This is a genomic window from Thermosporothrix hazakensis, assembly GCF_003253565.1.
Lineage (GTDB): Bacteria > Chloroflexota > Ktedonobacteria > Ktedonobacterales > Ktedonobacteraceae > Thermosporothrix > Thermosporothrix hazakensis.
In genome coordinates, this window is record NZ_QKUF01000004.1 from 24111 (window position 1) to 49842 (window position 25732).

Annotated in this window: 19 protein-coding genes; 9 read left to right on the plus strand and 10 right to left on the minus strand. The window is 55.6% G+C overall.

Annotation, left to right across the window (positions count from 1 at the left end):
* Nucleotides 1–279 precede the first annotated feature (279 nt).
* The 3 genes from EI42_RS08240 to EI42_RS08250 all read left to right on the plus strand — a co-directional run bounded on the left by EI42_RS08240 (nt 280) and on the right by EI42_RS08250 (nt 3370).
* Nucleotides 280–1455 carry a serine/threonine protein kinase gene (locus EI42_RS08240; protein WP_111320752.1) on the plus strand — a complete coding sequence of 392 codons (1176 nt, stop codon included), beginning with the start codon at nt 280–282 and terminating at the stop codon, nt 1453–1455.
* A 29-nt stretch (nt 1456–1484) separates the two neighbouring features.
* Nucleotides 1485–2630 (plus strand): methyl-accepting chemotaxis protein, encoded by a 1146-nt coding sequence (locus EI42_RS08245; protein ID WP_111320754.1) that lies wholly within the window; start codon nt 1485–1487, stop codon nt 2628–2630.
* A 395-nt stretch (nt 2631–3025) separates the two neighbouring features.
* Complete coding sequence (locus EI42_RS08250; protein WP_111320756.1) at nt 3026–3370, plus strand: response regulator; 345 nt, start codon at nt 3026–3028, stop codon at nt 3368–3370.
* Between the two features lie 136 nt (nt 3371–3506).
* Here the strand turns inward: EI42_RS08250 and EI42_RS08255 are convergent, their stop codons facing one another.
* The 8 genes from EI42_RS08255 to EI42_RS08290 all read right to left on the minus strand — a co-directional run bounded on the left by EI42_RS08255 (nt 3507) and on the right by EI42_RS08290 (nt 14459).
* Nucleotides 3507–4523: a hypothetical protein gene (locus EI42_RS08255; RefSeq protein WP_137686277.1), complete on the minus strand. Its 1017-nt coding sequence runs from the start codon at nt 4521–4523 to the stop codon at nt 3507–3509.
* A gap of 11 nt (nt 4524–4534) precedes the next feature.
* Complete coding sequence (locus tag EI42_RS08260) at nt 4535–7171, minus strand: VirB4 family type IV secretion system protein (RefSeq protein WP_111320760.1); 2637 nt, start codon at nt 7169–7171, stop codon at nt 4535–4537.
* 38 nt (nt 7172–7209) lie between these two features.
* A complete protein-coding gene (locus EI42_RS08265) occupies nt 7210–7602 on the minus strand; it encodes a PrgI family protein (RefSeq protein ID WP_111320762.1) in 393 nt (130 codons plus the stop codon).
* A gap of 21 nt (nt 7603–7623) precedes the next feature.
* Nucleotides 7624–8004 (minus strand): TrbC/VirB2 family protein, encoded by a 381-nt coding sequence (locus EI42_RS08270; protein WP_111320764.1) that lies wholly within the window; start codon nt 8002–8004, stop codon nt 7624–7626.
* Between the two features lie 67 nt (nt 8005–8071).
* Nucleotides 8072–9394 (minus strand): lytic transglycosylase domain-containing protein, encoded by a 1323-nt coding sequence (locus EI42_RS08275; RefSeq protein WP_111320766.1) that lies wholly within the window; start codon nt 9392–9394, stop codon nt 8072–8074.
* 15 nt (nt 9395–9409) lie between these two features.
* On the minus strand, nt 9410–11215 hold the full coding sequence (locus EI42_RS08280) for a hypothetical protein (RefSeq protein WP_111320768.1): 1806 nt from the start codon (nt 11213–11215) through the stop codon (nt 9410–9412).
* A 108-nt stretch (nt 11216–11323) separates the two neighbouring features.
* Nucleotides 11324–13066, minus strand: coding sequence for a hypothetical protein (locus tag EI42_RS08285; RefSeq protein WP_111320770.1), 1743 nt, complete (start codon nt 13064–13066; stop codon nt 11324–11326).
* Nucleotides 13067–13079: 13 nt separating this feature from the next.
* Nucleotides 13080–14459: a hypothetical protein gene (locus tag EI42_RS08290; protein ID WP_111320772.1), complete on the minus strand. Its 1380-nt coding sequence runs from the start codon at nt 14457–14459 to the stop codon at nt 13080–13082.
* 152 nt (nt 14460–14611) lie between these two features.
* Here EI42_RS08290 and EI42_RS08295 point away from each other — a divergent pair, with 152 nt between their 5' ends.
* The 5 genes from EI42_RS08295 to EI42_RS34275 all read left to right on the plus strand — a co-directional run bounded on the left by EI42_RS08295 (nt 14612) and on the right by EI42_RS34275 (nt 20588).
* Nucleotides 14612–17875 carry an ATP-binding protein gene (locus EI42_RS08295; RefSeq protein WP_170142460.1) on the plus strand — a complete coding sequence of 1088 codons (3264 nt, stop codon included), beginning with the start codon at nt 14612–14614 and terminating at the stop codon, nt 17873–17875.
* A gap of 43 nt (nt 17876–17918) precedes the next feature.
* On the plus strand, nt 17919–18719 hold the full coding sequence (locus tag EI42_RS08300) for a hypothetical protein (RefSeq protein ID WP_111320776.1): 801 nt from the start codon (nt 17919–17921) through the stop codon (nt 18717–18719).
* Between the two features lie 61 nt (nt 18720–18780).
* Nucleotides 18781–19575, plus strand: a complete 795-nt coding sequence (locus tag EI42_RS08305; RefSeq protein ID WP_111320778.1) for a hypothetical protein — start codon at nt 18781–18783, stop codon at nt 19573–19575.
* 21 nt (nt 19576–19596) lie between these two features.
* Nucleotides 19597–20463 (plus strand): class I SAM-dependent methyltransferase, encoded by an 867-nt coding sequence (locus tag EI42_RS08310; RefSeq protein WP_111320780.1) that lies wholly within the window; start codon nt 19597–19599, stop codon nt 20461–20463.
* A complete protein-coding gene (locus tag EI42_RS34275) occupies nt 20460–20588 on the plus strand; it encodes a hypothetical protein (RefSeq protein ID WP_281279005.1) in 129 nt (42 codons plus the stop codon). The genes EI42_RS08310 and EI42_RS34275 overlap by 4 nt, the downstream gene beginning before the upstream one ends.
* Here the strand turns inward: EI42_RS34275 and EI42_RS08315 are convergent.
* Nucleotides 20585–23410, minus strand: coding sequence for a type IV secretory system conjugative DNA transfer family protein (locus EI42_RS08315; protein WP_111320782.1), 2826 nt, complete (start codon nt 23408–23410; stop codon nt 20585–20587). The two genes, EI42_RS34275 and EI42_RS08315, sit on opposite strands and share 4 nt — an antisense overlap.
* A gap of 131 nt (nt 23411–23541) precedes the next feature.
* On the opposite strand from EI42_RS08315, the gene EI42_RS08320 reads away from it, so the two are divergent.
* Nucleotides 23542–24009 carry a hypothetical protein gene (locus EI42_RS08320; RefSeq protein ID WP_111320784.1) on the plus strand — a complete coding sequence of 156 codons (468 nt, stop codon included), beginning with the start codon at nt 23542–23544 and terminating at the stop codon, nt 24007–24009.
* Here the strand turns inward: EI42_RS08320 and EI42_RS08325 are convergent.
* Complete coding sequence (locus tag EI42_RS08325) at nt 23993–25648, minus strand: serine/threonine-protein kinase (RefSeq protein ID WP_111320786.1); 1656 nt, start codon at nt 25646–25648, stop codon at nt 23993–23995. The genes EI42_RS08320 and EI42_RS08325 overlap by 17 nt on opposite strands.
* Nucleotides 25649–25732: the final 84 nt, after the last annotated feature.

The window sequence follows — 25732 nt, forward strand, 5'->3', positions numbered from 1 at the left end:
GGAGACCCCGGGGCCTGGATCTTCCGCCTTTCCTGTTATACTTTCTCGCCTTCTCCCCACTATAAAGAGAATCCCCATTCAATGATAACCACACTTAATGAATTTGTCCCTGTATCCCCCTATCGAGAGCAACCATTTTGCACCATACTATTACATGCATCATTCTCACGTCTCCCTTGAGGAGCATCAGAAATACTGCACAAGCACTGAAGGCTGAGAGGGAAGAAGGGCCACTTGTACGCTACCGTACAGCAATCAGGTAGAAAGGAGCCCATCATTATGTCAGCATCGTCTGATCCATATCTGGGAAGGAAGATTCGCGGATATCGGCTGGAACATCTCTTACAGCATGGATCCAGTATGAGCATCTATCGCGCCCGCACACGAGAACTCTGGCTTCTTCCAGAGGTTATTGTTACCATCTTTCACCTTCCCAAAAATATGTCAAAACAGGCTCGTGACCGGTTTCGCGACCGTTTTGAACAGGAAAGCGAACAACTTATCACGCTCCGCCACCCCCATCTCTTCCCGCTCTACGGCTACGGAGAAGAAGAGGGTATCTTTTATCACATTACGCCCGACGCACCCGGCGAGCTTCTGACAACGCGCCTCAAGCATCAGAAACAATGGTCCGCGCAGGCCGCACTCCAGCTCTTGACCCGGCTGGCCGACCTGCTCGAATACCTTCACGAGCGCGGCAGAGTCTTTCTGTACCTGAACAAAAATACCATCTTCCTCAACAAGGATGATGAGGTTCAGGTGATGAAGCTCGGCCAGCCGCAAATACTCAGTGCGTCCAACCTGAGTGACCAAAAACTCTCCCTGGCCTCCTACGAGCATCTGAAAAGCATTACGGGCAGTTTTCTCAGCGCACCCGAATACCTTGCACCCGAAGTCGTCCGGGGCGCGGAAGGTGATAAGCGCTCGGATGTGTACTCGCTTGGTGTGCTCCTCTTTGAGCTCTTGAGCGGCAGACCGCCCTTTATGGGTGAAACCTTTGTCGAAACGGTTCGTAAGCACGTGCACGAGCCTCTCCCCTCGTTACATGAGATCGCGCCTGAAATACCAGTCGCCCTGGAACTGGTCATCAACCATGCGCTTCAGCGTGACCCTGAACGGCGCTTCCAGTCGCCCCAGGCCCTGATTACCGCGCTGGCTCATGTGCTTCAGGAGCGGCTGTATACGTCGTCCTATAACCAGATCGCGCAAACAATCCAGCAGATACGCGCCCTTGCCGAACCACAACAAACACGGGTCGTCTCCTCAACGCTTCATCTCCCCGAGCAGCAACAGCCCGCCGAGGAGCAAGCACAGGCAGAGCCCATCTCGTTCTATATCAAGAAACAGCAGGCGTTCTCACACCTGCAAGCCCGACAACCGGTCTCGCATAAGCCGCTCACGAATGGAGGAGATCCCGACGCAACCCTGCTCTTTGAGCGACCTTTAGAAGCATAACGGAGTACAAAAGCAAGGAGTCATTTTTCGTGAAATCATCCCTTTTTCGCATTGAGATACTTGTTGCTGCAATGCTTCCTGTTACAGCGCTCTGGGTTATTGGCATCCTCAGCATGCGCAACCTTGATAGCGTGCTCTTCCTTGTGGTCCTGGCTCTCAGCAGCGTGCTGGTCTTTCTTGCCGAACTCGCTATTTTCTGGTTCTTCCAGCGCACCACGCGCAGCCAGCAACAAGCGCTGACTGAGGTCTGTCGGGCCTATGTCGCAGGTGATCTTAGCCAACGGGCAACGCCTCAGGGAGACGAGACGCTGCTTGAGCTGACCCATACCATCAACACGCTGCTTGAGCACATCAGCTCGCAGATGCAGACAGCCGCCCGCAATCAGTTCGCCGCGAACGAGTTCCAGCGCACCACACAAGCCGTGCAAAAGCTCATTGGCGAGATCAAGCCGGTCATGGAAGGCGATCTCCGCGTACACGCCAGCGCCACTTCTGGTGACATCGGCCTCATCAGCGATATCTGTAATGCTCTTATCGAAGAACTGGTTGATCTGGCAAAATGGACACGCTACTCCACCGGGCGAGTCAAAACGAAAACTCACACGCTGCTCTCAAACGCGGTCGAACTGGCGCGGACCACCGAAACGCAGATGCTCCGCTTCTCTGAGACCACAGAGGCGGTAGAAAAACTGGTCGCCTTTGTGCAGCGCCTGAGCAATACGCTACAGCTCAATGTCGAGATTGTCCACGAAGCGCTTACCGCTCTCAAGCAGCATACTGGCCTGCGTGCCGTTTCAGCGGACGTAACCGTTTTGCGCAATGAGGGATCCGACCTGCACCTTGTCGCTATGCTCCAACGCCTGCAAACCGATCTACAGCGTCAGGAGCAATTGCTGAAATCCCTGCTCGACTCGACGCAGTCACACGCCACCCTGGCCGAAAGCATGATCTCGGATCTTTATGCCATTGCGCGACGCAGCCATGATGCAAGTACCGCGATTCTCACGACAGCGCAATACATTCACTCGCTTTCTGTGCTGGCTCAACAGTGGCATAACTCTGTTGCCACCTTCCAACTTCCCGAGGACGCCCTTCAAGAGTCCACACAGGAGGAGGAAGAGGATAGCATGACACCAGAAGGTCCCTTGCGCAAGCAGGTCTCCCTGCTCTCCTGATCGTTCATGCAGTATTTCTGGAGCTTCCGGCATGATTACCCTGTGAATCCATAAAAATCGGCGTCTCGCTATAGCTTTGAAGCACACTCTCCTACCCCAATTCTGGAAGTGAGATTCCAGAAAAAGTCTCAAAATGTGAAATAGTTCATTTCTTTTTCCAGAAATGAAATTCTATTCTATAAGCCAGGCACAGAACTATCTCTGTATCGGTTCCTCATAGAGTGTTGCAGAGAGATGCCACGGCTCGATATTAAAGGATAGAGAGGCAATGCACAATAACGAGCACGATCTATAGGAGCATGCACTATCTATTGCAAACAGTCTTGTTGGTTTCCATACCACTTACATCGCAAGGATGTGCATTCAATGTCCGGTAAAACAAGGAGTGTTGACATATGGGCGTTTCCAAGTGGTACCTTGCATCCGTAAGCACACCAGAAAAAAAGCCATTGCATATCAGTGAACTGCAATGGGATATCAAACGGCGATCCGTCACCATCGGCAATCTCATTGTTACCTTTACGGCAACCGAATTCCGCCTGCTTTATCCTTTGCGCAGCGGAGCACCCGTCACCTATGCAGATCTGGCCTGGTATGCTTACAATTACACCGTTGATGAAAAGGTACGTGTCATGATGGATAAACACATCGACAGGATCCGAGGGAAGCTACGCGGGAGTGGGGTCTATATTTATTGTGTTCTCAATTATGGCTACCTGCTTCTTCCTGAGGCCCAATAATCGACAGATAGCAATACAACAATCGAGAGAGATGTCCATTCTCTCATTCGTTTCCCTGGAGTGGCACTATTAGCCCTGGAAAGGATTCTTCTCCCCTTTAGCACAGTTATTTGCGCAACAGGCAGAGGTCAGAGCCCTATACGCTCTGGCCTCTGTGCGCTTCACCCTTCTTCTTTTTCTTCCCCTGACCTTTTTCCTCTATCAGTTCTCGCTTTAACGTCTCATCATGATAGAAGATGTCCGGTAGTGGACCGGCCAGCGGATCACCAAACACGTAGAGCGAGTCCGCGCCGGGCTCTGGCTCCGTTTCAGCCTCCTCCTCAATCGCGCTCTCCTGCCCGAACAGCGTGATCAGGTCATTCTGCACGTCGAAGGGATTGGTTGTCGCAAAAGGATTCGCCCGCGTCACCTCGATTGGCTCCACATGCTTCACCTCAGGAAGCACCTCATCGTCGGACTTTTTCGCCACAGGAGGCACCGCAACTGGCTCACGTGGAGCTTCCACTTGCGGCCCTTTCCGGGGCTGTACCGCTGGCTGTGGTGAGGTGGGCTCTTCTACTTCTGCCTGAAAAGGTTTCTCCGTCAGCATATCCGCCTGCTGTTCAGAGGATACTCCAGGCTTCTCCTGGACCTCCGGCTCTTCTGCCTCAGTCTCAAAGGGATTCTCTGCCAGCATATCAACCACCATCGACTTCGGCGCTGACTCCTGCGCTTGCGGTTCCGGGATTGGCTCCTTGAACTCCGCAATTGGCTCCGGTACTTTGAACTCAGGGATCGGCTCCTTGAACTCAGGGACAGCCTGTGGCGCTCCCTGCTCTGGCGCAGGCGGTTGTTTTCGGAAAGCGCCAAAGCCACTGACCTTTACGCTCAGACGCGGGATAGCAAGCTCACGGTACACACGCCAGACCCACAGGCCCCACGCCGCCAGTAAGAACAGCGATTGAATACACAGCAGCACCAGCGGCAGAATCAGGCTTTCCTGATGCTTTTCCCATAAGGGTTGAAAGTTCATCAGGCACTGTACCAGCAAGGCCCAGGTTGTGGGTGGCCAGCCACCCGCAAGCCAGAACATCAGTCCCCCTGTGACGAGAAGCAGAAGCCAGCGCGTGACGACAGGCAGATAGGGAATAGAATAAGTGCGTTTCGTCTGCACAATCTCACTCCTCATGCCCGCTCAGGATGCTTCTTGCTATAGCCGTTCAAGGGGGGCTCCAGATCTTCTAGCTCTAACTCTTCCAGCAACGCTTCAGTGCTTCGCACAGATGAGGCCAGGGTCAACGTCGTGTTCGCCATCTCGGCCTCTTTCGGCGACGCGACCACCTCCATCGGCGTCCAGCTCTTGGTAGAGAACAGCCCTTCACCGCGCCGAGCTGCCAGCAAGAAGTTTCGCTGTCCCGGGCTCAGGCGGAACGTGCGCATCACCGACTCAATCGTTGATGAGTCCTGCTTCATTAAGAACTTCATAGTTGCCATTGCCAGGATCGTGCGCCCCTCCTCTGACCCCAGGAAGTCATCAGAGTTCTGCGTTGTACACCAGAGACCGCCACCATATTTACGAATACGCCGCGCAAATGCCGCCAGGAACTTCGCCCCCTGCTGGAACTGCATCAACAGCCATGCCTCGTCAATCAGAATGATCGAGTGGCGTTGTAACACACGTTCCTGTCGTGCCTGGCGCAGCTTCGTCCAGAGGAACTCGGTGATCAGGAAGAGCCCGACCGGCTTGAGCGCGTCGTTCAACTCCCGGATGTTAAAGTCCACAAAGCGATTGTCCAGAATCACGCGGGTTCGGCTCGGGAAGAGATGCAGATAGCGCTCCAGGCGGTCACTCAGCCCGAACGTATCTTCGCCGACGCCAAAGCGCTTATCACCACGCGATGCGCTCGACATAATGACAAAGAATTCCTGCATATTGGGCGGCGTGCGATGGTGCGTGCGCGGATCCATCGTAATGCCGCGGTTCTCGTATGTCTTGATCAGACAGCGATAGAGGAACGCCTTCTCTTTCTGTGAAAGTATCCCTTCATCCGACAGCAGCAACTCAAAGAACGTGATCAGGTTCAGGATCTTCTCGCGGAAGAAGTTGCCTTCATCGGTGCCCTCATCCTCCTCCAGCGCATCGGGCCGCCCGTAGAGATCGAACGGGTTCAACTGGAGCGACTCCGATGAGAGCCGCACATATTGGCCGTGTACCCGTTCGCACAGGTTGTTGTATTCCGCCTCCGGGTCGATCACGTAGACGTTACAGGTAGGCAGCAGGCGGCACGAGACCGTTTTCAGGAAGAAGCTCTTCCCGGCACCCGACTTGGCGAACACGACCATATTCGCGTTTTCCAGCTCCTGGCTGTTAAAGGGATTCAGGATCACAAGGCTGCCATTGGGATGCACACCGAACATCACGCCGCTATCCATACTGATATCACTGCCGGTAAAGGGATAGAACGTCGCCGCCGAGCTGGTGCCAAATAGCCGGGCACGCCCTAGCTGGTTATCGCCATCCGGCAGACAACTGAGCAGGCCAGCATGATGCTGCCAGTGCGCGGGCAATGCTCGAAAGTCGAGGCTTCTGATTGCGGCAACCAGGCGGTTATTGCGCTCGCTCAACTCCCGGCGGGTGCGTCCGCGCACCTGCACAAAGAGCGACAGCGAGAAGATACGCTCATCTCCGCGTGCCAGGCGCTCCCGCAAGCCCTCAATATCCTGCAATGCGATCGCTGCGCTTGGATCGGGCGCCTTCCCCTGACGCTGCGAGGCCAGCACCGAACCGCGAAACTCCGTCGCTTTGCGTCCCAGGCGGCTCGTGACCTGCTGTGGTGGCAGAGGCGAGATATGCAGGCTGAAGTCAACGTTTGGCTCATCCACCTGGATAATCGCATCCAGCCAGCCCGGATACGCGCTTCGGGGATAGTTGACAAATACCAGCGTTCGCACAAACTCATGCCCGAGCTCGCCCGCGATGCGCACTGCCCACGGAAAGACCTCGATACTGCTTGGCGCGATCAGCTCGGGAACACTGACAAAATCGGGCGTTTTCTGTTTCTTTGTCTTTTGCTTCTTCTTTTTTCGCTTCTTGTCTGGCTTCTCTTCTTCCAGCAGATAATCTTCATCTTTTTCCAGTAATGTCTGAAGATCAGGCTTCTCTCCCTGCGGTTCCTTCGCTGAGACCATCAGGTTGTTGGCACCCGCCATCAGGTTATCAGAGATCGGGAACAGCTTCGCCTCTTCTGAGAGAAACGAGGATTGATACAAATGTAAAATCTCTTTATCATTCAGCCGGTGTCCTGACAACCCAAGTCGTTCAAGCTGGCGCAGCAGCTCATCACAGCGCAGTTGAAGCTGTGTCTGAGCATTGCGCAGCGCCTCCTCTTTGTTGCGCGTCATCGACTGGTCAGCCGGAATCACAATATAGAAGTTTCGCTTAATCAGCGCCCGGCGCGAGGCCAGTTGCCGCACGAAATGCGCATGATCGCGCATCACATCCGACAATTCATCATCAATTTTATCCAGCGAGTTCAAATATTCATCTAGACGATATGGCAGATTTTTAATCAAAATTTGGACAGGGAAGGACAACCCGTTCAAGAAGCCCTTGAAGCCTTCTATCAGAGCATCCTGATCCTCTTCAGACATCAAAGAGAAATTTAACGTCGTCAGCTTAATAATGGAGCGATACTCATACATTTTTCGCCCGAAATTCAGGCAAACGACCCCATCTACAATTTCTCGCACTCGGACAAAGCTTTTGAGCACGCTTCCAATGCCGCCAAACATTTGACTTGGTGTACGAGGCAACGTAAACATAGCTATCTCCTTTTACACCGCTTCTCTGAGCGTAGCCCTCATTCTAGAAAATCTTCCTCCTCGTTTGGCTGCTGCTTCGGGCTCTTTTTCTTCGCCTTCGAGGGCTTCTCATCCTCCGCCACATCCTCAGAGGGCCTATAAAGATAGAGGCGTGGCATCGAAACAAAGAGCAACCAGCACATAAACCACTCTTCCATTGGGCGTTCTGCGATCGGGAGCAATGCGATGATAAGAGAAAGCAGCACAACCAGCCCGGCCAGGATGGCGCATGTAATCATCCACCACAGGTCAGGAAGCAGCTCGCTACAATTCACCCACAGCGAATACCCGCCAACAACTCCACAGACAATAATCAACAGTTCCCGCCCGGTACGCCCGAAGATAATGGTTGGCTGCTCATTGAGAAAAGTTGGAAACTCCTCTTTCTTCATAGGCCTCCTTTCCTCCTCCCCTTATTTCGTTGTATACTCGAACGCATTGGTTATGAGTTTATCCAGCGTGTTTGCCATGACCACAATCACCAGGCCAACTACCGCAGCCGTCAGCGCCATATTTGACATGGCAACGCGCCGCTCACTTCCAAACGCGGTCATGCGCATAATACCGGCAACGGCCACCCCGATCCCAAAGACGATACCCCCAAGCGTGGTAAGAAAGCTCCTGATATTGCTGGCAAAATTTTCAATATCCTTATACGCGTCGCCTGTGGCCTTCTTGGGTGCTGCCAACGGAGCCAGCACCGTCAGCGCTGCATCGCTTACATGTGCAAATACAGTATGCAGATGAGCAACAATGATACCGAGATCTATGCTATGAAGAAGCTGTAGCAACATCACAAATAATCACTCCTTTCAATAGTAGTGGCAGATATTCTGCCGAATGTGCGGCACAAGAGTGATACTATACTCTGCGCCCGTAATCATCCATTCCTGCAAGAATCACAGCTAAATAATTTCGCGTCTCAACAGGCAGACAGGGGCGGAAATTCTCGCCACAGCGCCTGACTGCGCTTGCCACACCACCTCCTCCGGCGTTATATGCGGCCAGCGCCTTTGCATAATTGCCCCCATACTCTTTGAGTTGGTTCGCCATCAGCTTCGCACCGCCACAGAGGGCCTGCCCGGGATCATGCGGATCAATTCCCATTCCAGCAGCAGTAGCGGGCATAAACTGCGCGATTCCAATGGCCCCCACCGGTGATACCGCATCCGGGTTAAAGCCGCTCTCCTGCTTGATCTGGCGCAAATAGATATCTGCATTGATCCCCATCTGTTGGGCCGCCTTTCGCGCCATCTCGACATATTCCGACCGGGGCAACTCATGAGACACGTGTTTCACCTTCGAGCAATCGATATTGCCCCCGCCCGCTGTAAAGAGTGGATTTCCCCATTGCTTACTTAATTGCTCATTATGGATATAGCCCATAACCCGGTAATCAGGTCCCCAATCCTGAACAAGATAGCCACTGGAGCGCAACGGCCACTTGAGCAGCGGCGCACCACCAATCTCAGTATTGCTTGTTGCGTTGGCCTGCGCCATATAGAGCGCCCCATCCTTGCCGTTTTTGGGCGGCTCAACGCCCACTACCATCAGGATATGTCCATACAGTCCATGATCCATCACCACGAGATCACCAATTGAGGGCATACCTTCCCCGTTGTTGATATACTTCCAGCCGGCCTGCTTGAATGCCTGCTGATCTTCCGCACTCCAGTAGTCGATAGCGTTCCCGCCAGCAGGCAGCGGATGGTGCGCAAGATCATACACTGTATGGATGAACATCGCACATTGCAACCCAATTCCGCCCTGACTTTTGGGCAGGGCATGGGGACAAATTGACCCGTGACATTGCTGCTTCCAGTACTTGATAACGGGCTGCATGATCGAGTCATTAAGGTCATACTCATTCCATGAGCCCTTCTCATCCTTTTTGAGATGGCGCACAATCGCCAGCGCGACCAGCACCGGATTCTTTGATTGCAACATCGCCAGGTCATCGCCAAGCATCGCTGTTTGCGTGGTCGCCGGCGCATAATAGGCCGGAGCCATAAACTTGAGCCACCAGGAACCGATATTGCCAAGCAGCAACAGGCCGACCGAGATCACCGCCAGCAATTGCAACCCGAGTGCCGACGCAATGCCCCACAAAGAGCCAAGCAAGCCACCCATCGCGCCCCCGTGCAGGCCGCCCGCTACAAGTCCTTTTGCATATTTGCTGCTCATCCGCTCTCCTTTCCCTTAGCGAGCTGCCGCCAGGCCAGAAATAGCGCCGCTGATCGCCTGAAGTCCCATTTGCAGTTCGGCCATCTGCATTGCCATTGTCGTGCCCACCACCTGCCCCATCATCTGCCCTGCCTCAACCATGGTGCGCATCGGAGCCGTGCCAAGCAACGCCGGAATCCGGATGATAAACCAGAGACAGGCGACACACATCAGGTCTACCCAGACATTCTCATCCAGGCCCCCAACCGTGTTGCTCGGCGTTCCACCAGCAAAGTGCATGACGTTTCCGAGCATCACCTGCGTGATAATCAGGGCGACCACCATCACGAATTGCACCATCAACGTTGAGAGAAAGCCGCTCAGCCAGAGCCGGGTGACACCCTGCCCGACCTTACCCGGTAGCGCCCAGCATGCCAGCCCGATCGGTGCAGTAATCACGTACAGGTTGATAAAGAAGAGGCGTATAATCATTTGTGCCAGCAGCATCAGAGCAAGCAGCTTTCGCACAACGTGAAGGCCTTTTCCCAACTCTTGCAGGTTCTTAAAGAGATCCTCGAATCTCAAATTATCGGGCACAAGCTGAAAGCTCTTGCTGCTGGTTGCATCGTCCTGGCACGAATAGTAGAGTGTATCGCCAAACGAATTCACCTGCCGTGGCTCGCCCTGCACCAGCGAATTCATATACTGGCGCACACGGTACTCGCCACCGCCCTCCTGCTCACCCATCATCCGCTTGATATCTTTGGGGATATCCGTGCCATATGTATCCCAGGCATTGTCAACCAGTTGATCCCATTCATCGAAATGGCGATACCAGGCCAGCGTATCGGTTGTATCTTTCAGCATCTCCATGTCGTTCTCAAGTTGCGGAAAGATCGCATCCAACTGCTTGCGTGTCGCGGCAGGGACTTTCTTCCCATCGTACTCATAAAGCAGCTCGACACGCCGATGCAGGATACTGTAGACGCCCCCCTCTTTGTAGTTGCCGTCGTCATCAAAGAGCACCCAGCGCCCATATTGATCGAAACTGGTCTTACTCCAGGTGCAGGACTTCCCCTTCATCTTTTGCAAGGTCTCATCAGTATTCGGAGCATGCCAGAGCTTGGCGGCCTGCTCGGGCGTCATACTCTTGTACTTATCTTTTCCCTCTTTCTCAAAATGGTCCTTGTCTTCCTCGTTATAGGTGGGGAACAGAACATGCAGCTCCATCGTCTTCTCATCGCCGGTACCAAAACCGGAGCCAGACCGTTGGATCGAGTTTGAATACTCGGCAACGGTATAGATCCCGCCGGTCAGCGAGTTCTGAAGATCGACCAGCACGGTAATAAAGAAGAGGCTGACATGAGCTGCGATCAGGGCCAGCAGAATGCCCGGCAACTCCTCGACCGCCTTCGCAAAGCGGAAGGTGATCCCCGCGAAAATAACCCGGATGCCGGTCATGATGATTGCTACAACTGCCAGTCCATCGACAACCGTTATCATTGCCGTCCAGAGCGAGCGAATGTTCTGGTTTCCAACGGTACTTTCGGGCGGCGTATAGAAAAAGAGCAGGTTCTGCTTCGCTATAGGATTCTGGATTTTGGGATTCTCGTTTTTATAAGCAGACACATAGAGATGCCCCGCAAGACAGGATTGTTTCAGCTCGTCTGGCAACTCCTGGCACTCCTCAGCGGTTGCCTGAGGACTCTGAGTCGCCGCCTGTACATGCTGTTGAGCGGGCAAAGCAAGGAGCGTTCCGGCAAGAGCCAGCGCGATCAGCAATACAGTCGCGATATCGAACGCTCGCAGTATCTTTCGAGCAGTCTGAGTTTTTCGCTTCATAAGAAATATAACCCCCTCGTACCGCCCTATCACTTATAGTAAAAAAGTTCTCGTTCCCTGTATAGGGAGAGAGAGGGACAAATTGACCTATCCCTTTCGCATACAGACCTAGCGCACAAACGCGAGTCCGGCTGAGACCAGCGCCGATACGCCCTGTACAATCATCTGGAATTGCTGGATCTGCATCATCACGGTCGCGCCCACTACCTGCGTTACCATCTGCCCGGCTGAGACCATCGTGCGCATCGGGGCAGTCCCGAGCAGCGACGGAATGCGGATGATAAACCAGATACAGGCAATGCGCATCAGGTCGAACCAGACATCCGACGAGAGACCACCCACCGGCGTTCCCGGCGTGGCACTGGCGAAATCCGAGACGACGTTAAAGATCGCCTGTAACACGATCAAGGCAACCACCATCAAGAACTGCACAAAAACCGTTGAGAGAAACCCCTTCATCCATTCCAACGTGAGCGATTGCCCGATGCGGCCAGGCAAGGCCCAGCAGCCAATACCAAGCGGAGCCAGCACAATATAGAGATTGATAAAGAAGAGGCGCACCACCATCTGTACCAGCAGGATCAAGGTCAGCACCTTCACGATCATCTTGACCCCTTTTCCCAGATCCTGCAGGTTCTTGAACAGATCAGTAAAGTTCAGATCTGTCTCAAAGAGGCCTTTCTGCTCGACCGGCTTCGGTGTCTGGCAGGTAAAAGTAATGATATCCCCCCGCTTGCCCGGCATCGACTCAATATAGGTGCCGTTGGACTTGAACAGCAGCGACATGGTCAATTTCACCCGGTTCGCATGGTCGGCGTTCACGTCCTGGCGCTCATAGTTCAGATACTTCTTTTCATAGCCCGATAGCTCCTCATCAAACTTCAACCAATCAGTATGCCAGCGCAGAGCGTCATTCTCAATCTGGTTGACATCGGTCTCGATCTGGCTGACCATCTGATGCAGACGCGCAATCACCGAGGCAGGCACATTCTCCCCCAGTTCCTCAATGGATTCAGCCCGCATCGAGATATCGAAGGCGATGTTCCCATCTTCGGGCTTGCCCTTCTTGCCAAACAGGTTCTTGCGGCTCTCGACATCGAAATTGATCTCTTTGGCCTTACACGTCCAATCCTTCTCGAAGTGGCTCAGATCGCTCTGCGTCAACGACTTACCGTCTGGTGCCCCATATATTTTCCCGTCGGGTCCACCCCATGCCGACGCCACCGCAAAGGGATCTGTAAGCAACTTCTTCTCAAACTCGCTCTCTTTACCGGGATCACCCGTCGGGAAGAAAACATGCAGCTTCTCCTCCTTTGTCTTGGACTTGCCATACTTGACTGGCCCCTCAATGTTGATCTCCTTCGCAGAGAGGTAGAGCGAGTGCGTCAGCATATTCCCGAGCCCGATCGCCGACGTCATAAAGGTCAGGCTGATATGGGCCACAATCAGCGCCAGCAGCACGCCGGGTAATGTCTCGACCGCATCAGCAAAACGGAAGACGCTTCCCACCAGCATCACGCGAATTCCGTTTAACATGATGGAAATGACGAGGAACATGTCCACCAGGGCCAGCACCCCGCCCCATAGGAGCCGTACCGTCGGATTATCAACCGTGATGTCGTACGGTGTGAAAAAGAACAGCGGGTTATCGGGAAAGGGGTTCTGTATCTTGCTATCGTTTCCGGTATAGGAGCTTGACGAGACCGACGTTCCTTCCAGACAGGCCTTCGTTGCCTTTCCCTCGCTACAGGGATCCGCGGCCTTCGCGGGCGTCGTCAGGCAGAAGAGCGCGAACAGCCCATGCAAGCACAACAGCAGTAGTGCCAGGCGCAACCAGCGTCGTTTCTTCATCGTTGCGCCTCCCCTATCGTGCGAATCGTGCAAGCGGTAGCAGACCTGCCCCCGCCTGGAACACCATCTGCGCCTGCGTAAACTGTGAGACAATGGTTGTGCTTACCACCTGCGCCATCATCTGACCACTCTCAACCATCGTACGCATGGGAGCCGTGCCCAGTAGCCCCGGAATCCGAATGATAAACCAGAGACAGCACACGTGAATCAGATCAACCAGTGTATTCACCGGGAGCCCCCCCGGACCGGTCATGCCATCGTCACCAGAAGACTTGAGCGGCGTCGCCACAACTTGCAGGACCGCGCCAAGCATAATCTGCGTGACGATCAGAGCCAGCACCATCACAAACTGCACCAGCGCCGTCGAAATAAAGCCCTTGAGCCATAGCGAGGTAACCCCCTGCCCGCTTCGGCCCGGTAAGGCCCAACACGCGATAGCCAGCGGCGCGAACACGATATAGAGGTTAATAAAGAAGAGACGTATCACCATCTGAATCAGCAGCATCAGCGCCAGCACCTGAATAATCAAGGGCAGAGCATCACCGAGCTTTTGCAGATTATCGAAGAGATTGGTAAAATTCAGATCCTCAGGCACAAGCCGGAAATTCGTCATCATGCTGTCGCCAGGGATCGGGCATTTCTTGAAGATCTGGGTGTAATCATGCACGTAGAGGATGCGATCCGGCTCGCAGCGATTCTTAAAGCTCTGTGGCAGCTTGTCATAGGTATCACGATCCCTGCCAGCCGCGCCATTCGCGGAGATCTGGAGATCCTTCCATTCCTCGCGCCGAAAGTCGGTCTGTACCAGTTTGTCGTTCGCCCAGGTATAGGCATGATTGACCAGAACATTATTCAGGCCGATAAACAGCGAAATAAAGGTGAGACTGACGTGCACCACGATCAGGGAGAGCAGCACACCGGGAGACTCTTCAATCGCCTTGCTGAACTTGAACACCGTGCCCGCGATCATCATGCGTAAACCATGCATCATGAATACGAGCACAAGGAAAATATCTACAATTGCCAGCATCGCTCCCCAGAGCAACCGCACAATCTCATTGTCGACGGTGTAGCGATAGGGCGTGTAGAAAAAGAGGGCACTGTTGTCGTCAATCGGGTTCTGAATCTTCTTCCCGCCGCCCTTATAATCTTGCTCCAGGCAGTCGCCCGCCTGCACCAGCTCCGCAGGGCAAGCATGTGGGGCAAGGACAGCCCCCACCTGCATCAAGCTCTGAGGCCGCTGCTGTAGCGTCTCGATTGCGTGCAGCATCATATCTGGTCGGCACACGATCAGCAGAAGAGAGAGCACGATCAGGGCCACCAGGGTGATAAAAATATCAAGAAAAGAGAGCCACGAGCGCTTGCGTGGCCTTATCAGAAACAGGTCTCTCATACGCTTCCTCTTTCTGCTCTCAATGATAGGCAAGAAGAACCGCCCACGTACAGGAGGAAGCAGGGACAAAAATATGTCCCTCTTTCCTCCTGGAAAGCAACCGGCCCCTTATGGTACGCTCAGAAGCAAGCCACTACAGAAAGGTGCACCTTATGATTCCAGGGTTTGACGTCGAATCACTGAACAAACTGGGAAAACTGATCGCAGGCCTCGAACGCTACAATCTGGAAGGTGCGTCACCCGAACCATTCGACCCGGCAGACCTGCTTGAAGAGAGCGAGCAGGCTTTCTTTCATATTCACGGCCTGGGGAATTTCTGGAAAGCGCCCCACGAGTTTATTCACCGTCTGGTTGATCTGGTCGTTAGCGCCCACCATCAGCGCCATACCGACCTCACCTTTCTCCTTCTGGGAACGCAACAACAGATCGCACTCTATTTGTCGCTAGGCAGCGAAAAAGCGACGCGCAGCGCACTGGAAGGGCTCTTTCCGGGCATTTCCTTTTCTCCGGCCTCGCCAAAAGATCTGCTTCACAGGTTACGGGGACATCTGCGCGTTCAGGGAGTCGTTACCGGCATCCCGAGCCGCCGCGCCTTCACCCCCAACCATCTCAAAGAAGATGAGCAACCACACAGCCCCCCGGAGCGCACGCCACTTGAGCGTGTCATTCGTGGGATGGATGGCGCGACCTGGGCCTACATCGTTCAGGCGCACCCCAGGCCCCGACAAAAGGTGATCGAGGAGCGCATGCGCACCATTGACCTGCTGACGCAGATCACCACACGCTCACGGGTGCAGTGGTCATCAACCAGACAGGATTCGCAGCAAGTCACCAGCGTTGAATCTGGCGGACAGAGCAAGAGCTTTAGCGGCGACATGGTGAACTACCGGGCGCAATACCTGCATAAATTGCTTGAACACGAGCTCGCTCGCCTTGATGAGTCCTCGGCTACCGGTCAGTGGATCGTGCGTACCTACTTTGGAGCCAGCGACCAGGAAGACGCACAGCGTCTCAGCTCGCTCCTGCTTGGCACGCTTGCCGGAGCCGATTCACGCCCGGAGCCGCTGCGAGTCTCACTCTGCGAAAAGTTCGGCGCACCGCTGGAAAGCTTCCATACCTTCCTGTCATCGCAGGAGCTTGCCACGCTGATTCAGCTTCCGCGCGAGGAGTTCCCGGGCTATGCGCTGCACGATCACGTCACCTTCGACGTTGATTTTCAGGCACAGACCGGCGTCTCTCTGCCCCTGGGTATGATCCTGCAACAACAGAAAAAGACCCATGTCACCTACGATATCAACATCGATGCCTTAAGCAAGCATGCCGTCATCGTTGGTGTCACGGGCAGCGGCAAGACCACGACCGTCATGAACCTGCTTGACCATCTCACAGGGGCTCGCAAGCCCTTTCTGGTCATCGAGCCCGCGAAAACGGAGTACCGCGCTCTCAAAAATGCGCAGGCTGACCGCGCCGATGTACGGGTCTTTACGCTTGGGAACGAGATGCTCGCCCCGTTCCGCCTCAATCCCTTCGAGTTTGAGACGACCGACGAACCGGGCAGCGGCTCGCTCATGGCACACATCGACTTTCTGAAAGCCGTTTTTACCGCCGCCTTCCCGATGTATGCGCCATTGCCGCAAATCATCGAAACGGCCATGTATGAGATCTATGAAGAGAAGGGATGGGATATCACCAGCAGCACAAACCGGCGGCTCTCCAACTGGGCCGACCGCCATCGCTACCCGATCTTCCCAACTCTTGCCGATCTCGATTACAAGACCCAGGAGGTCGCGGACCGGCTCCGCTACAATCCCGAAGCCGACGCGCATATCAAGGCATCACTGAAGGCGCGGATTGGCTCGCTCCGTATCGGGGCAAAGGGCCTGATGCTCGACACCGCCCGCAGCTATCCAATGCGTGCCCTGCTCTCGCTGCCCACAATTCTCGAACTGGAGAGCATCGGCAATGATGAAGAGAAAACGTTCCTGATGGGCCTGCTGCTGGCTCGCATCTACGAATACCGGCGGCTACAGGCAAGCAGCGGTGCGGAAAATGAGCTGACCGGACGCACACTGCAACATCTGATCGTCATCGAAGAGGCACACCGCCTGCTTCAGAATACCGGTCCCGTCATGCCGACCAACCCGGATTCTGCCAACCCGCGCGCACAGGCAGTCGAGGTCTTCACAAACATGCTGGCCGAGGTTCGTGCCTACGGTCAGGGCATCCTCGTCGCAGAGCAGATTCCGAGCAAGCTTGCGCCCGACGTGCTGAAAAACACCAATCTCAAAATCGTGCACCGTCTGATTGCGCAGGATGACCGCCAGAGTATCGGACACACCATGAACCTGAATGAGGCACAACAGACCCACCTCGGGATTCTGCCTCCGGGAACGGCGGCCGTCTATGCCGAAGGGGCCGACCACGCCTATCTTGTGCGTATGGACAACTACAAACGGCAGCTTGAGCCGCTGCGAGATCCCGCCCTCAAGCAGGACAGCCGCTCATATGCGCGCGTCTCGGCCTATCATGCAATTCTCGATTTCGACGCGTACAAGATCCCACGGACCTCGATCGGGAGCCCGCCGCCCATGCTCTATCAGCTTGCAGGCAAGCTCTTTGAGACGACACAGAAAAAGGGGTTCTGGGCTCGCTTGCTCCTGAGCATCCTTGCCAACCCTGCCGAAACGCTCAACGTCCTGTTCCAGCTTGAGGAGAGCATTGAGGCCGAAACCTCATCGCTTGCGCCCTCGCTGCATGACGTGCTCTTCCGCCTGCTGATCGTGCGCGGCTGCTTTGAACTGCTCCAGCAACGAGGCGCACAGCTTGGCTGGACCTACCCGCAAACCGATGAGTTGCGCCGCCAGCTCACAAGCGGTCTGCTCGCGCTCTACCGTTCGCAGCAGCTCGCCAACGAGGACCCCGACAAGGAAGGCCGCCAGGAGATTCGCCGGGAACTCGACTCCGCAGAGCAACATCTGAATCGCTTCCTGCAAGCCTATCTTGAACTGACACAGCGGAGACGCGGTCCGTTCCGTGGATGCGCCATCTGTCCGGCAAAATGCCTCTACCGACGCGATGTCCAGACACTTTTAGAGCCACGCGACCGGGAATGGATCGGAGGCGAGTTGACCGCTGCGACCTACGAGACGGAGGAAGAGCGCTATCAGGCTGCCTTTACCAGTGCTCAGATACTTGTGAAGGGCTGGCTGGCCGGCGGCAACGAAGAGATTCTCCCCTGGGTCAGCTATTGTACCGTGCTGCACACGATCGAGGGCAGTGATCTGAGCGGCTATGAGCGCATAGTCACCGCCGACGCCTTCCAGCGCTACATCTCGGCGCAAACTGCCGCAAACACCGAAGAGGCAGAAGAACAGCCAGAATGGCCCGATTCGGAACTTGCGCTCACCAACGAGTAGTCTCACGTCCTACCTGACAGGTACTAGCGAAGGAGAAAAAAGGATGCGTCCCCCTGTATTCAGAGCGCCGACACCAATGAAAGCGCCGATGCCCGCGCCCAAAGTGGCAACACCACGCCCACATGTGGGCTCGACCCAGAAACCAGCCGCGAAGCCCGATGACTTGAAGCAGATGTCGAGCTCCATCATTAACAAGAACCCGTTCACGCTGAAGCCAAACGCTCCTGAGCCTTCCCCTGCTCCCAAAGCCAAGCCATCGCTGCCCCCCTCGAAGCATGATCCGAAGGCAGAGGCGAAGCCCGATGAGAAGCATGATCCGAAGAGCACAACAAAGCCCGATGACTTGAAGCAGATGTCGAGCTCCATCATTAACAAGAACCCATTCACGTTGAAGCCAAACGCTCCTGAGCCTTCCCCTGCTCCCAAAGCCAAGCCATCGCTGGCCTCGCGGATGAAGGAAGCTGTTTCGGCCCTCCCCGAGCATGACAAACTTGGGGCGTTGCTTCGCGCCGACAATCCCGCCGCTCTGGCCCGTGAGAGATCATCAGCCCGAACTCCACGGCAACCATCCCTCCCAAAGCCCGAGCCGAAACAACCGGAGCAGCTTCACTCAACCTACGGGAAGGTCACTATCAACGGTTCTGGAAACGCGGTCGGCTCGCACAACATCGTGAACAATGGCACGATCATTCAGCAGCCCGGAGGAGGCAAGGTGAGAAATACGTCCCATAGTCCCCTCTGGATTGCCTACCATACACTGCATTCGCTTGGTGAGAATATCGTCAACATAAAGAAAGAAGAAGCAATGGGCGCGATCCGTACGGCGGAAACGGCAGCCCATTAACCCTGAACGTCGGAGAACCAACGTGCCAGCCATCAAATGTGAATACTGTGGATATCGTAATATGGCATCCAGCGGCTTACAGCAGTGTGCCAACTGTGGTGAGCCGCTCTCAGGTCCACCTGTGCCGCAACAGCCAGCCAGGCCAACGGAAGAGCTGCATCAATCAACGCCACCGCTCATGGCGCCGCTCCACGAAGAGCAGATGCTTCCTCCTGCGCCGCAGCCACCCGCACTCTCAGCGACGGAGCTACCGGCACGCCAGCAGACAGAGACCAGAATCACGCTCCAGGAGCAGCACTTTCCCTATCACACAGCGGCGCCACTGGACGTCCAGCCGCTCAAAGAGCAGCCCAGGCCGCTGGAAACGCCACCGTGGCTACAGGAGAAGCTGCCCTTCGGCTTCCCGCGCCGTCCGCCCGATCTCTGGGGAACGGTCATCCATGTGCATTCACAACAAGAAGTGGCACCTTATAGCGGCCTCTCATCTATCGCCCGACAACTTCGTGACGCCATCTGGTATATCCCGAGCGAGGTGCACCATCCCTATGAGCGCGAACGCGTTCAGGTGACGACTATTCGCGTGCGGCGGCCTGATGGGCGGCAACAGGATGCCCGCATTCAGGGCTATCTGCGTGGAGCGAACGTCTCACTTGGTGATACTATCTCGATCTGGGGGAGCTATCGCAAAGGCGCATTCATCATTCACAAAGCCTTTGACCACACCGCTCACGGCACTGTCTATACCACAGCGACGGCCTCCGCACTGCCGTTCTATGCCGTCATTCTCCTGTTGCTTCTCCTGTTCCTCCTGTTTCTCTACTTCTTTCAAGTCCCGTTCACCCTGCCCGGATTATAACCATTCAGGAGATGAAACCGCATGCCAACCTATCTGGTACATGATACATTTGATACTGCCCGCCTGATCGCGTGGTATCGCGCCCAGGAGACCGAGCGGCCCGAGGGACTCTTTCGCGACCCCTATGCAAAACGTCTTGCGGGTGAGCGCGGCGCAGAGCTGGTTCGCACTTTGCCCCAAAGCGAGCAGGATAGCTGGCCTATCGTCCTGCGCACCCATATCTATGATGAGCTACTTCAGCAGGTGCTGGCCGAAACAGCGATCGATACCGTCATCAATCTGGCAGCCGGGCTCGACACGCGTCCTTACCGGCTCGCGCTCCCTGAAGGGCTTCGCTGGATCGAGGTCGATCATGAGAACGTGCTTTCCTACAAGGAAGAGCTGCTTGCAGGCGAGCGGGCCCGCTGTCAGGTTGAGCGCGTCCCGTTCGACATCACTGATGCCGAGACGCGCACCGCGTTTCTCGATCGCGTCCAGCAGGAAAGCAAGCAGATCTTTGTGCTGACCGAGGGCCTGCTTGTCTACCTGACCGAAGCAGATGTGCGGGGACTGGCAACCGACCTCACGGCCCATTCAGCTATTCGCTGGTGGCTGACCGAATTTATCTCGCCGCTTGCTTTGCGCCAGGATGCCAACCGCTGGAACGCGTATGCGGCAGAAAGCGTCCGAACGCGCTTTGCCCCACCAGGAGGGCTGGCCTTCTTTGAGGAATATGGCTGGCAGGCCCGAGACTACCGCTGGCCCTTGCGCGAGATGTTGCGCCTGAAATTACCGCTGCGCAATCGCTGGCTGCTTCAAATCATTAACGCGCTTTCCGGGAAGAAGATCGCTCCCGAGACAGGTGGCTTTCTGCTGCTAGAGCGAGCGGATAGAAAGGAGACGCCATGAAACAACCGGATACGGTACAGAAGAAAGAGCCCTTGCTGACCTTGTGCCTCTGGCTACTTATCATCCTCTGGCTGGCCTGCATGGGCTCATTCGCCTTGCTTCCTTATCTGCTTCCGGACCTTTAAGCCCCTTCCTCAGAGGGGCTTTCCTCTTCTTCGCCAGCCGCAACCAGTGCCTCGGCCTTCTTTTTGCCTCCTTTGCCACGTTTCCGGCGCTTGCGCTTCTTTTCCACTGCTGCTTCTTCCTGCGGCTCCATGTCTTCAGCAACCGGCTCCGTTACTGGCTCCGTGGCCGGGGGAAGCAGAATCACAGGCGACTCAACAGCTTCAGGCTGGCGAGCAGGTTCACTCGGCTGTCTGGCCTTCTTCTTCTTCTCGGGCTGCACAGGAGCCATTCGAATACCGCGCACCATCGCCTCGCGTAGCATCTCATCAACCAGTTCAACCGAGGAGGCATAGCGAACGCGGCTCCGCGTCCGGATGCTCTCCGCCTGCTCAACATTTCGTATATCGAGTGGCGTGACCTTCAGCGAGAAGGTGGGCTGGCGCTTCTGCAACGCCGAGAGCCTGACATAGCAGGTATGCATATCAAGGTTCAGGATGTCATCGCGCTCCACACCAAGCTCGCGATACATCGTCTCGGCATCCTGTGCCGACAGATTGAAGATAACAAGCTGCTTGACGTTCGCCAGAACGGTTGGCAATAGCAACGGATCGAGGTTCTGCAAATACTCAAGCGACTGTGTGGCCAGAAAGAAGGTCGCACCATACTTACGCAGCTCCGCCAGGGCACCATAATCAACACCCGCGAGTGTCTGGAATTCGTCAAGGATGATCGGATAGCGTACCCGCTCTATCTCTTGTTTGATGCCTTGCTCCTCAAGCGTAATCTGGAAGAGGCCAAGCATGCTCGCCCCGAGCAGGGCCGCGACATCGGCTCCCACAACGCCCTTCGCCAGCTTAAAGAGAATAATCTTGCGCTCCTCAATCATCTGTGTGAAGTTGATGGTCGAGACAGGCTGCCCGATAATCCGCCGGGCGATCACGCTTTCAAACTTCGCGACCTTTGTGATAACGGGGTTAATCACCTCGCGCTGCTGCATCAGCGTGAGCGGCTCATAGTACTCGCGCCACCAGCGATGCAGGTAATCATCATCAATCTGCTGTAGAATCGCATGGCAGAAGTTCTCATTGGTCAGAATCGGCAACACATCGAGCAGTGTATATTGCTGACGCGGCCCTTCGAGCGGATCGCGGGCTACCAGCACGCGATTTGCCTCAAAGAGCGTGCGCAGGCTCATCTCGAAGGCATTTTCCATCCGTGGGCCCCAACTCGTCGCCCAGATATGCGCCAGTGTTTTGAGCAGGTCAGAGATTGCTTTATCACGTCCCCTGCCAAGCGTCACATCCAGCGGATTCAGGCCCACAGCAGCATCAGGGTCAGAGAGGTCGATAAAGACAACATCTTCAGCGCGGTATTCCGGCACGATATGCAGAATATGCTCACACAGGTCTCCATGCGGATCGATGACCATCAGCCCGCCTAGCTTCATCGCATCATGCGCGATATGCTCCATAAACGTGCTTTTGCCCTCACCCGATTTACCGGCAATCAGGGTATGCTGCGTGAAGAACGTGGAATCAAGCCCGAAGGGAAGCCGATAGCCGCCATGCTCCGAGTAGCCAACCGGACGCAGATGCGCCACCTGGCGGGCCAGGTCCGGCGGAAGCAACATGGTGCGGGCGCGTCGGTGCTCGACCAATGAGAGTTCAGGAAGCGCGTCGGCCTGTGGTAAATGCCAGAGCGTCGCGAGCGCATCGACCGTCAGCAGGTGCTGAGAGCGCGCTACATCCCGATGCCAGCGTTGAAACAGGCGACCGGGCCGCCTGATTCGCTTCGGTTGAAAATAGGCACCATTCGCCCGATCAAACTGGCGATAGGCTGCGATCAGGCGTAGCAGCATATCCTTCCGTTCCCGCGTCTCTTTCCATCGCTCCTGCAAGCGCTTGAGCAAGCCACCATCGCCCAGATAACTGGCCTGTTTCGGTCCGATCACATAAAGGCGGAGCCGCGCTTTATACGCCATGCGCGAGACACGCTGAGCAACCATCCGGGTGTCATAGGCGCGTCGCTCTTTCAGCTTCCTCTGAATAAAGGCGCCCACGCCCCAGAACAGGAGAATCGCACAGAAGATGCCGCCTATCAACAGGATCAACTGAAGCACCTGCTCGGACGAGAGCTGAGGAACGCGACCAAGCAGCAAGTCAGTGAGCATATCCCAGGTCCACCCGGGAATCAACGGACGCATTGCCAGAAAGAGCAGCAACAGCAGGCCAAGCGCTATGATAATCGGCGTACTGATTACAGCCTCACGGTTCAGCCTCATCTCGGCCATCTCGACCTGCATGGCGCGCCGTTCCTTGTCCAGCGGGCTTTCAATCGCCTTGCGGGCATCGCGGCGAGACCAGGCAGGAGGTGCCGGAACCAGCGCAAGCTGAGAGATCACACGCGTGTGTTCCGGGAGCCTGCTTAACGCCGCCAGCAGCCCTTGCAGTGGATCAAGATCCTCCTGCCGCTCCTGTTCCTGCTGCCATGTGCGTAGCGGCATGTATGTCTGACCGCCAGTGACCAGCTCAACCGCAGTTACCGCTTCATAGGGCTCCAGCACAAACGGGTCCTCATGCGGATACAGGGGGCGCACTTCCATCTGCGGATACTGAGAGCGCAACACCGCTTCTGCGTGGTCAAGCGCGGTCCGGGTCGTGGCTCGCAGAATAAAGCTTCGACGTTCGGCGGTCCCGGCAAGTTCCAGCGAGAGCGGATGCTTTTTATCGAGCACAAGGCTCTGCATGGCGGCTTCCAGCGCAACCTGCTCCTTCTTCAACCGGGACGGCGGAATCACGAGCAGCGCCAGTACCGCCTCATTCTGTTGTGGTTCCAGCATCATCGTAGCATACTCTTCCTTCAATGGCGTGAACGGATTTCCTGAACTGGTGGCTCACGAGCGGTCACCCCTTGAACAGGGCCCGCTTCCAACGATACAATGAGAGCAGATACCCGGAAAGAAAGTGACCCACCATGTCAGGAGCATTTCTTCACTTTACCGCACAAGAAACACTGGCGCTTCCTGCCGGACATATTCTGATGCTCAACACGGAAGAGCGCATTGTAACGCTCTTTCATGCGGAGTACGTCCGGGCTCAATGTCGCCTCACATATAGCGCGATGCGCCTGCTCTTTCTCCTGTTACTCGCGCCCAACGGGGCGGATTACGCCGAGTTACTCGCCTGCTTGCACAGCAAAGAGCGCAGCCTGTTTACCGCAACCAGCCTTACAGAGCTTCGCGAGCGGCTCGCTCCCCAGATTCACCACTGGTCAAGCTGGCTGAAGGAGGCCGAACCTGAAACCGTCGAGCAGGCGCTGAAAAAAGTGCGACGCGTTATCAAAGAACGAAATGGGTTGAATACCCTGTTTGAAAAGCACCATTTTGGTATGACCATCAGAGTGCTTTATGGTAAAGGCTACCTGCTTACCGGTGCAGACTGAGCTTATGCGGGATCTGACGCGTTGCGATGCCAGAAACAGCCTGCGCATTCGGCACGGCCAGCACCTCAAGTAAACGCTCAAGATCTGTGCACTGAAGCGGCCCGATCAGATACTCACCACGCACACGCTCGGTCGTTCGCTCTAAAAGATGCACCAGCGCCCGCGAGGCCCCCGCAGGTCGAACATGTTTCAACACAACGTCATGAAGTGTCAAATAGCGACAATCGCGATATCCTCTCCCATACAACTGATAGAGCAGCCATTCAAGCAGGTTCATCGGGCCATTCCGACGCTCACCGAGCAGCAGGGAAACCAGCAAGGAACGGATCCTTTTTGCCACCTCAAGAATGTGCTGCTCCTGTGCATAGAGGCTTTGATGCGCCACGCCTTCCCTCTCGAACAGCGTCTCAACTTGTGGGAAAACAGGGAGCTGGGCCTGTAATGGTACCACCAGCACGTGCTTCATCGTCAGTGCTCGCTCAAGGTGCTCCCGCCCCGAAGCAAGCAGGGTATCGCTGAGGAGCACAAGCGCAAGCTGTGGCTCTCGCCCGTCCTCTCGAAAGCGCTCGATCTCGATCGGTGGGAAGCCCACAAGCAGCGCATGCAATTGCTGCTGTATCCCCCTCCAGAGCCGTTGATCCTCCGGGGCCTCCGAGAGCAGCACAGAGAGCCGAGGCGTTGTCTTTTTGGGTGGCTTCGTCGCTTTTCGCGTCGGGCGTCGCTGCTGCACACGTTCAATAACCCGCAAGATCTCCAGCATATCGGCGGGCCGCTCATCCTCTTCCAGCGCTACCATCCGGCGTATCAGGCGTTCAAGTGGAGGAGAGCCCAGGGTCAGCGGGCGAAAGGAAAAGGGAGATTGTGCCGGGTCATCTCCGCTCAACAGCGCGTGCAGCGTTGCCCCCAGACTGTAGATATCTGAGCGCGGAGACGTGGCCTTCCGGTACTGTTCGGGTGGCGCATAGCCCGGTGAACCGAGCGCGACCGTGTCCTTCACCTGACCAGCCGTGAAAAGCCGTGCAATACCAAAATCGATCAGGTAGACACGCTGCTCGGCATCCAGCATAATATTTGAGGGCTTCAGATCGCGAAAGATAATCGGGGGCTGCTGCGAGTGCAGATAATGCAAAACGAGACAGAGCTGACGCGTGATCTCAAGCGCCAGTGTCAGTGGGAGCGAGCGTCCTTCCCGCTGAAGCCGCTGCTCAAGCGTTTCGCCCTCGATAAATTCCATGACCAAATAGCGCCGTCCACGGTCCTCAAACTGCTCATAAATATGGGGCAGGCTGACATGATGAAGGTGGGCCAGCATCTCCGCCTCACGCTCAAACGCGGCAACAGCGTCCTGAAGCTCTTGACCGGTCAGGCCATCCTGACCCATCTCTTTAATCGCTACCAGACGCCCCTTGAGCTGTGTATCCTGAGCGCGATAGACAGCGCCCATACCACCTCTGCCAACGGTCGCAAGAATCAAATAGCGTCCGTGGTGAAGTGTCGCGTGTGGCGGCAACAGCCCGGTTCCATGATCCTGCACCGCGCCGCACCAGCTACAAAAGCGTGCGCCGATCTGAAGCGCCTTCCCACAAACCAGACAGGAAGCCATACGCCATCCCTTCTCTGATGCTCTTCTTTCAAGCATACCGTCCTTGCTCTTCAGAAACAGGAAGGTTCACGCCAGATTTTTCTTCAACATCTGCCGAAAGAAAACGGCAAATCTGGCCCA

What these genes read in the sequence shown, in the direction of transcription:
- EI42_RS08295 (WP_170142460.1), top strand. Translation starts at nt 14,612, where the DNA reads ATGATTCCAGGGTTTGACGTCGAATCACTGAACAAACTGGGAAAACTG.
- EI42_RS08240 (WP_111320752.1), top strand. Translation starts at nt 280, where the DNA reads ATGTCAGCATCGTCTGATCCATATCTGGGAAGGAAGATTCGCGGATAT.
- EI42_RS08285 (WP_111320770.1), bottom strand. Translation starts at nt 13,066, where the DNA reads ATGAAGAAACGACGCTGGTTGCGCCTGGCACTACTGCTGTTGTGCTTG.
- EI42_RS08315 (WP_111320782.1), bottom strand. Translation starts at nt 23,410, where the DNA reads ATGATGCTGGAACCACAACAGAATGAGGCGGTACTGGCGCTGCTCGTG.
- EI42_RS08260 (WP_111320760.1), bottom strand. Translation starts at nt 7,171, where the DNA reads ATGTTTACGTTGCCTCGTACACCAAGTCAAATGTTTGGCGGCATTGGA.
- EI42_RS08250 (WP_111320756.1), top strand. Translation starts at nt 3,026, where the DNA reads ATGGGCGTTTCCAAGTGGTACCTTGCATCCGTAAGCACACCAGAAAAA.
- EI42_RS08290 (WP_111320772.1), bottom strand. Translation starts at nt 14,459, where the DNA reads ATGAGAGACCTGTTTCTGATAAGGCCACGCAAGCGCTCGTGGCTCTCT.
- EI42_RS08265 (WP_111320762.1), bottom strand. Translation starts at nt 7,602, where the DNA reads ATGAAGAAAGAGGAGTTTCCAACTTTTCTCAATGAGCAGCCAACCATT.
- EI42_RS08270 (WP_111320764.1), bottom strand. Translation starts at nt 8,004, where the DNA reads ATGTTGCTACAGCTTCTTCATAGCATAGATCTCGGTATCATTGTTGCT.
- EI42_RS08280 (WP_111320768.1), bottom strand. Translation starts at nt 11,215, where the DNA reads ATGAAGCGAAAAACTCAGACTGCTCGAAAGATACTGCGAGCGTTCGAT.
- EI42_RS08300 (WP_111320776.1), top strand. Translation starts at nt 17,919, where the DNA reads ATGCGTCCCCCTGTATTCAGAGCGCCGACACCAATGAAAGCGCCGATG.
- EI42_RS08320 (WP_111320784.1), top strand. Translation starts at nt 23,542, where the DNA reads ATGTCAGGAGCATTTCTTCACTTTACCGCACAAGAAACACTGGCGCTT.
- EI42_RS34275 (WP_281279005.1), top strand. Translation starts at nt 20,460, where the DNA reads ATGAAACAACCGGATACGGTACAGAAGAAAGAGCCCTTGCTGACCTTG.
- EI42_RS08305 (WP_111320778.1), top strand. Translation starts at nt 18,781, where the DNA reads ATGGCATCCAGCGGCTTACAGCAGTGTGCCAACTGTGGTGAGCCGCTC.
- EI42_RS08310 (WP_111320780.1), top strand. Translation starts at nt 19,597, where the DNA reads ATGCCAACCTATCTGGTACATGATACATTTGATACTGCCCGCCTGATC.
- EI42_RS08325 (WP_111320786.1), bottom strand. Translation starts at nt 25,648, where the DNA reads ATGCTTGAAAGAAGAGCATCAGAGAAGGGATGGCGTATGGCTTCCTGT.
- EI42_RS08275 (WP_111320766.1), bottom strand. Translation starts at nt 9,394, where the DNA reads ATGAGCAGCAAATATGCAAAAGGACTTGTAGCGGGCGGCCTGCACGGG.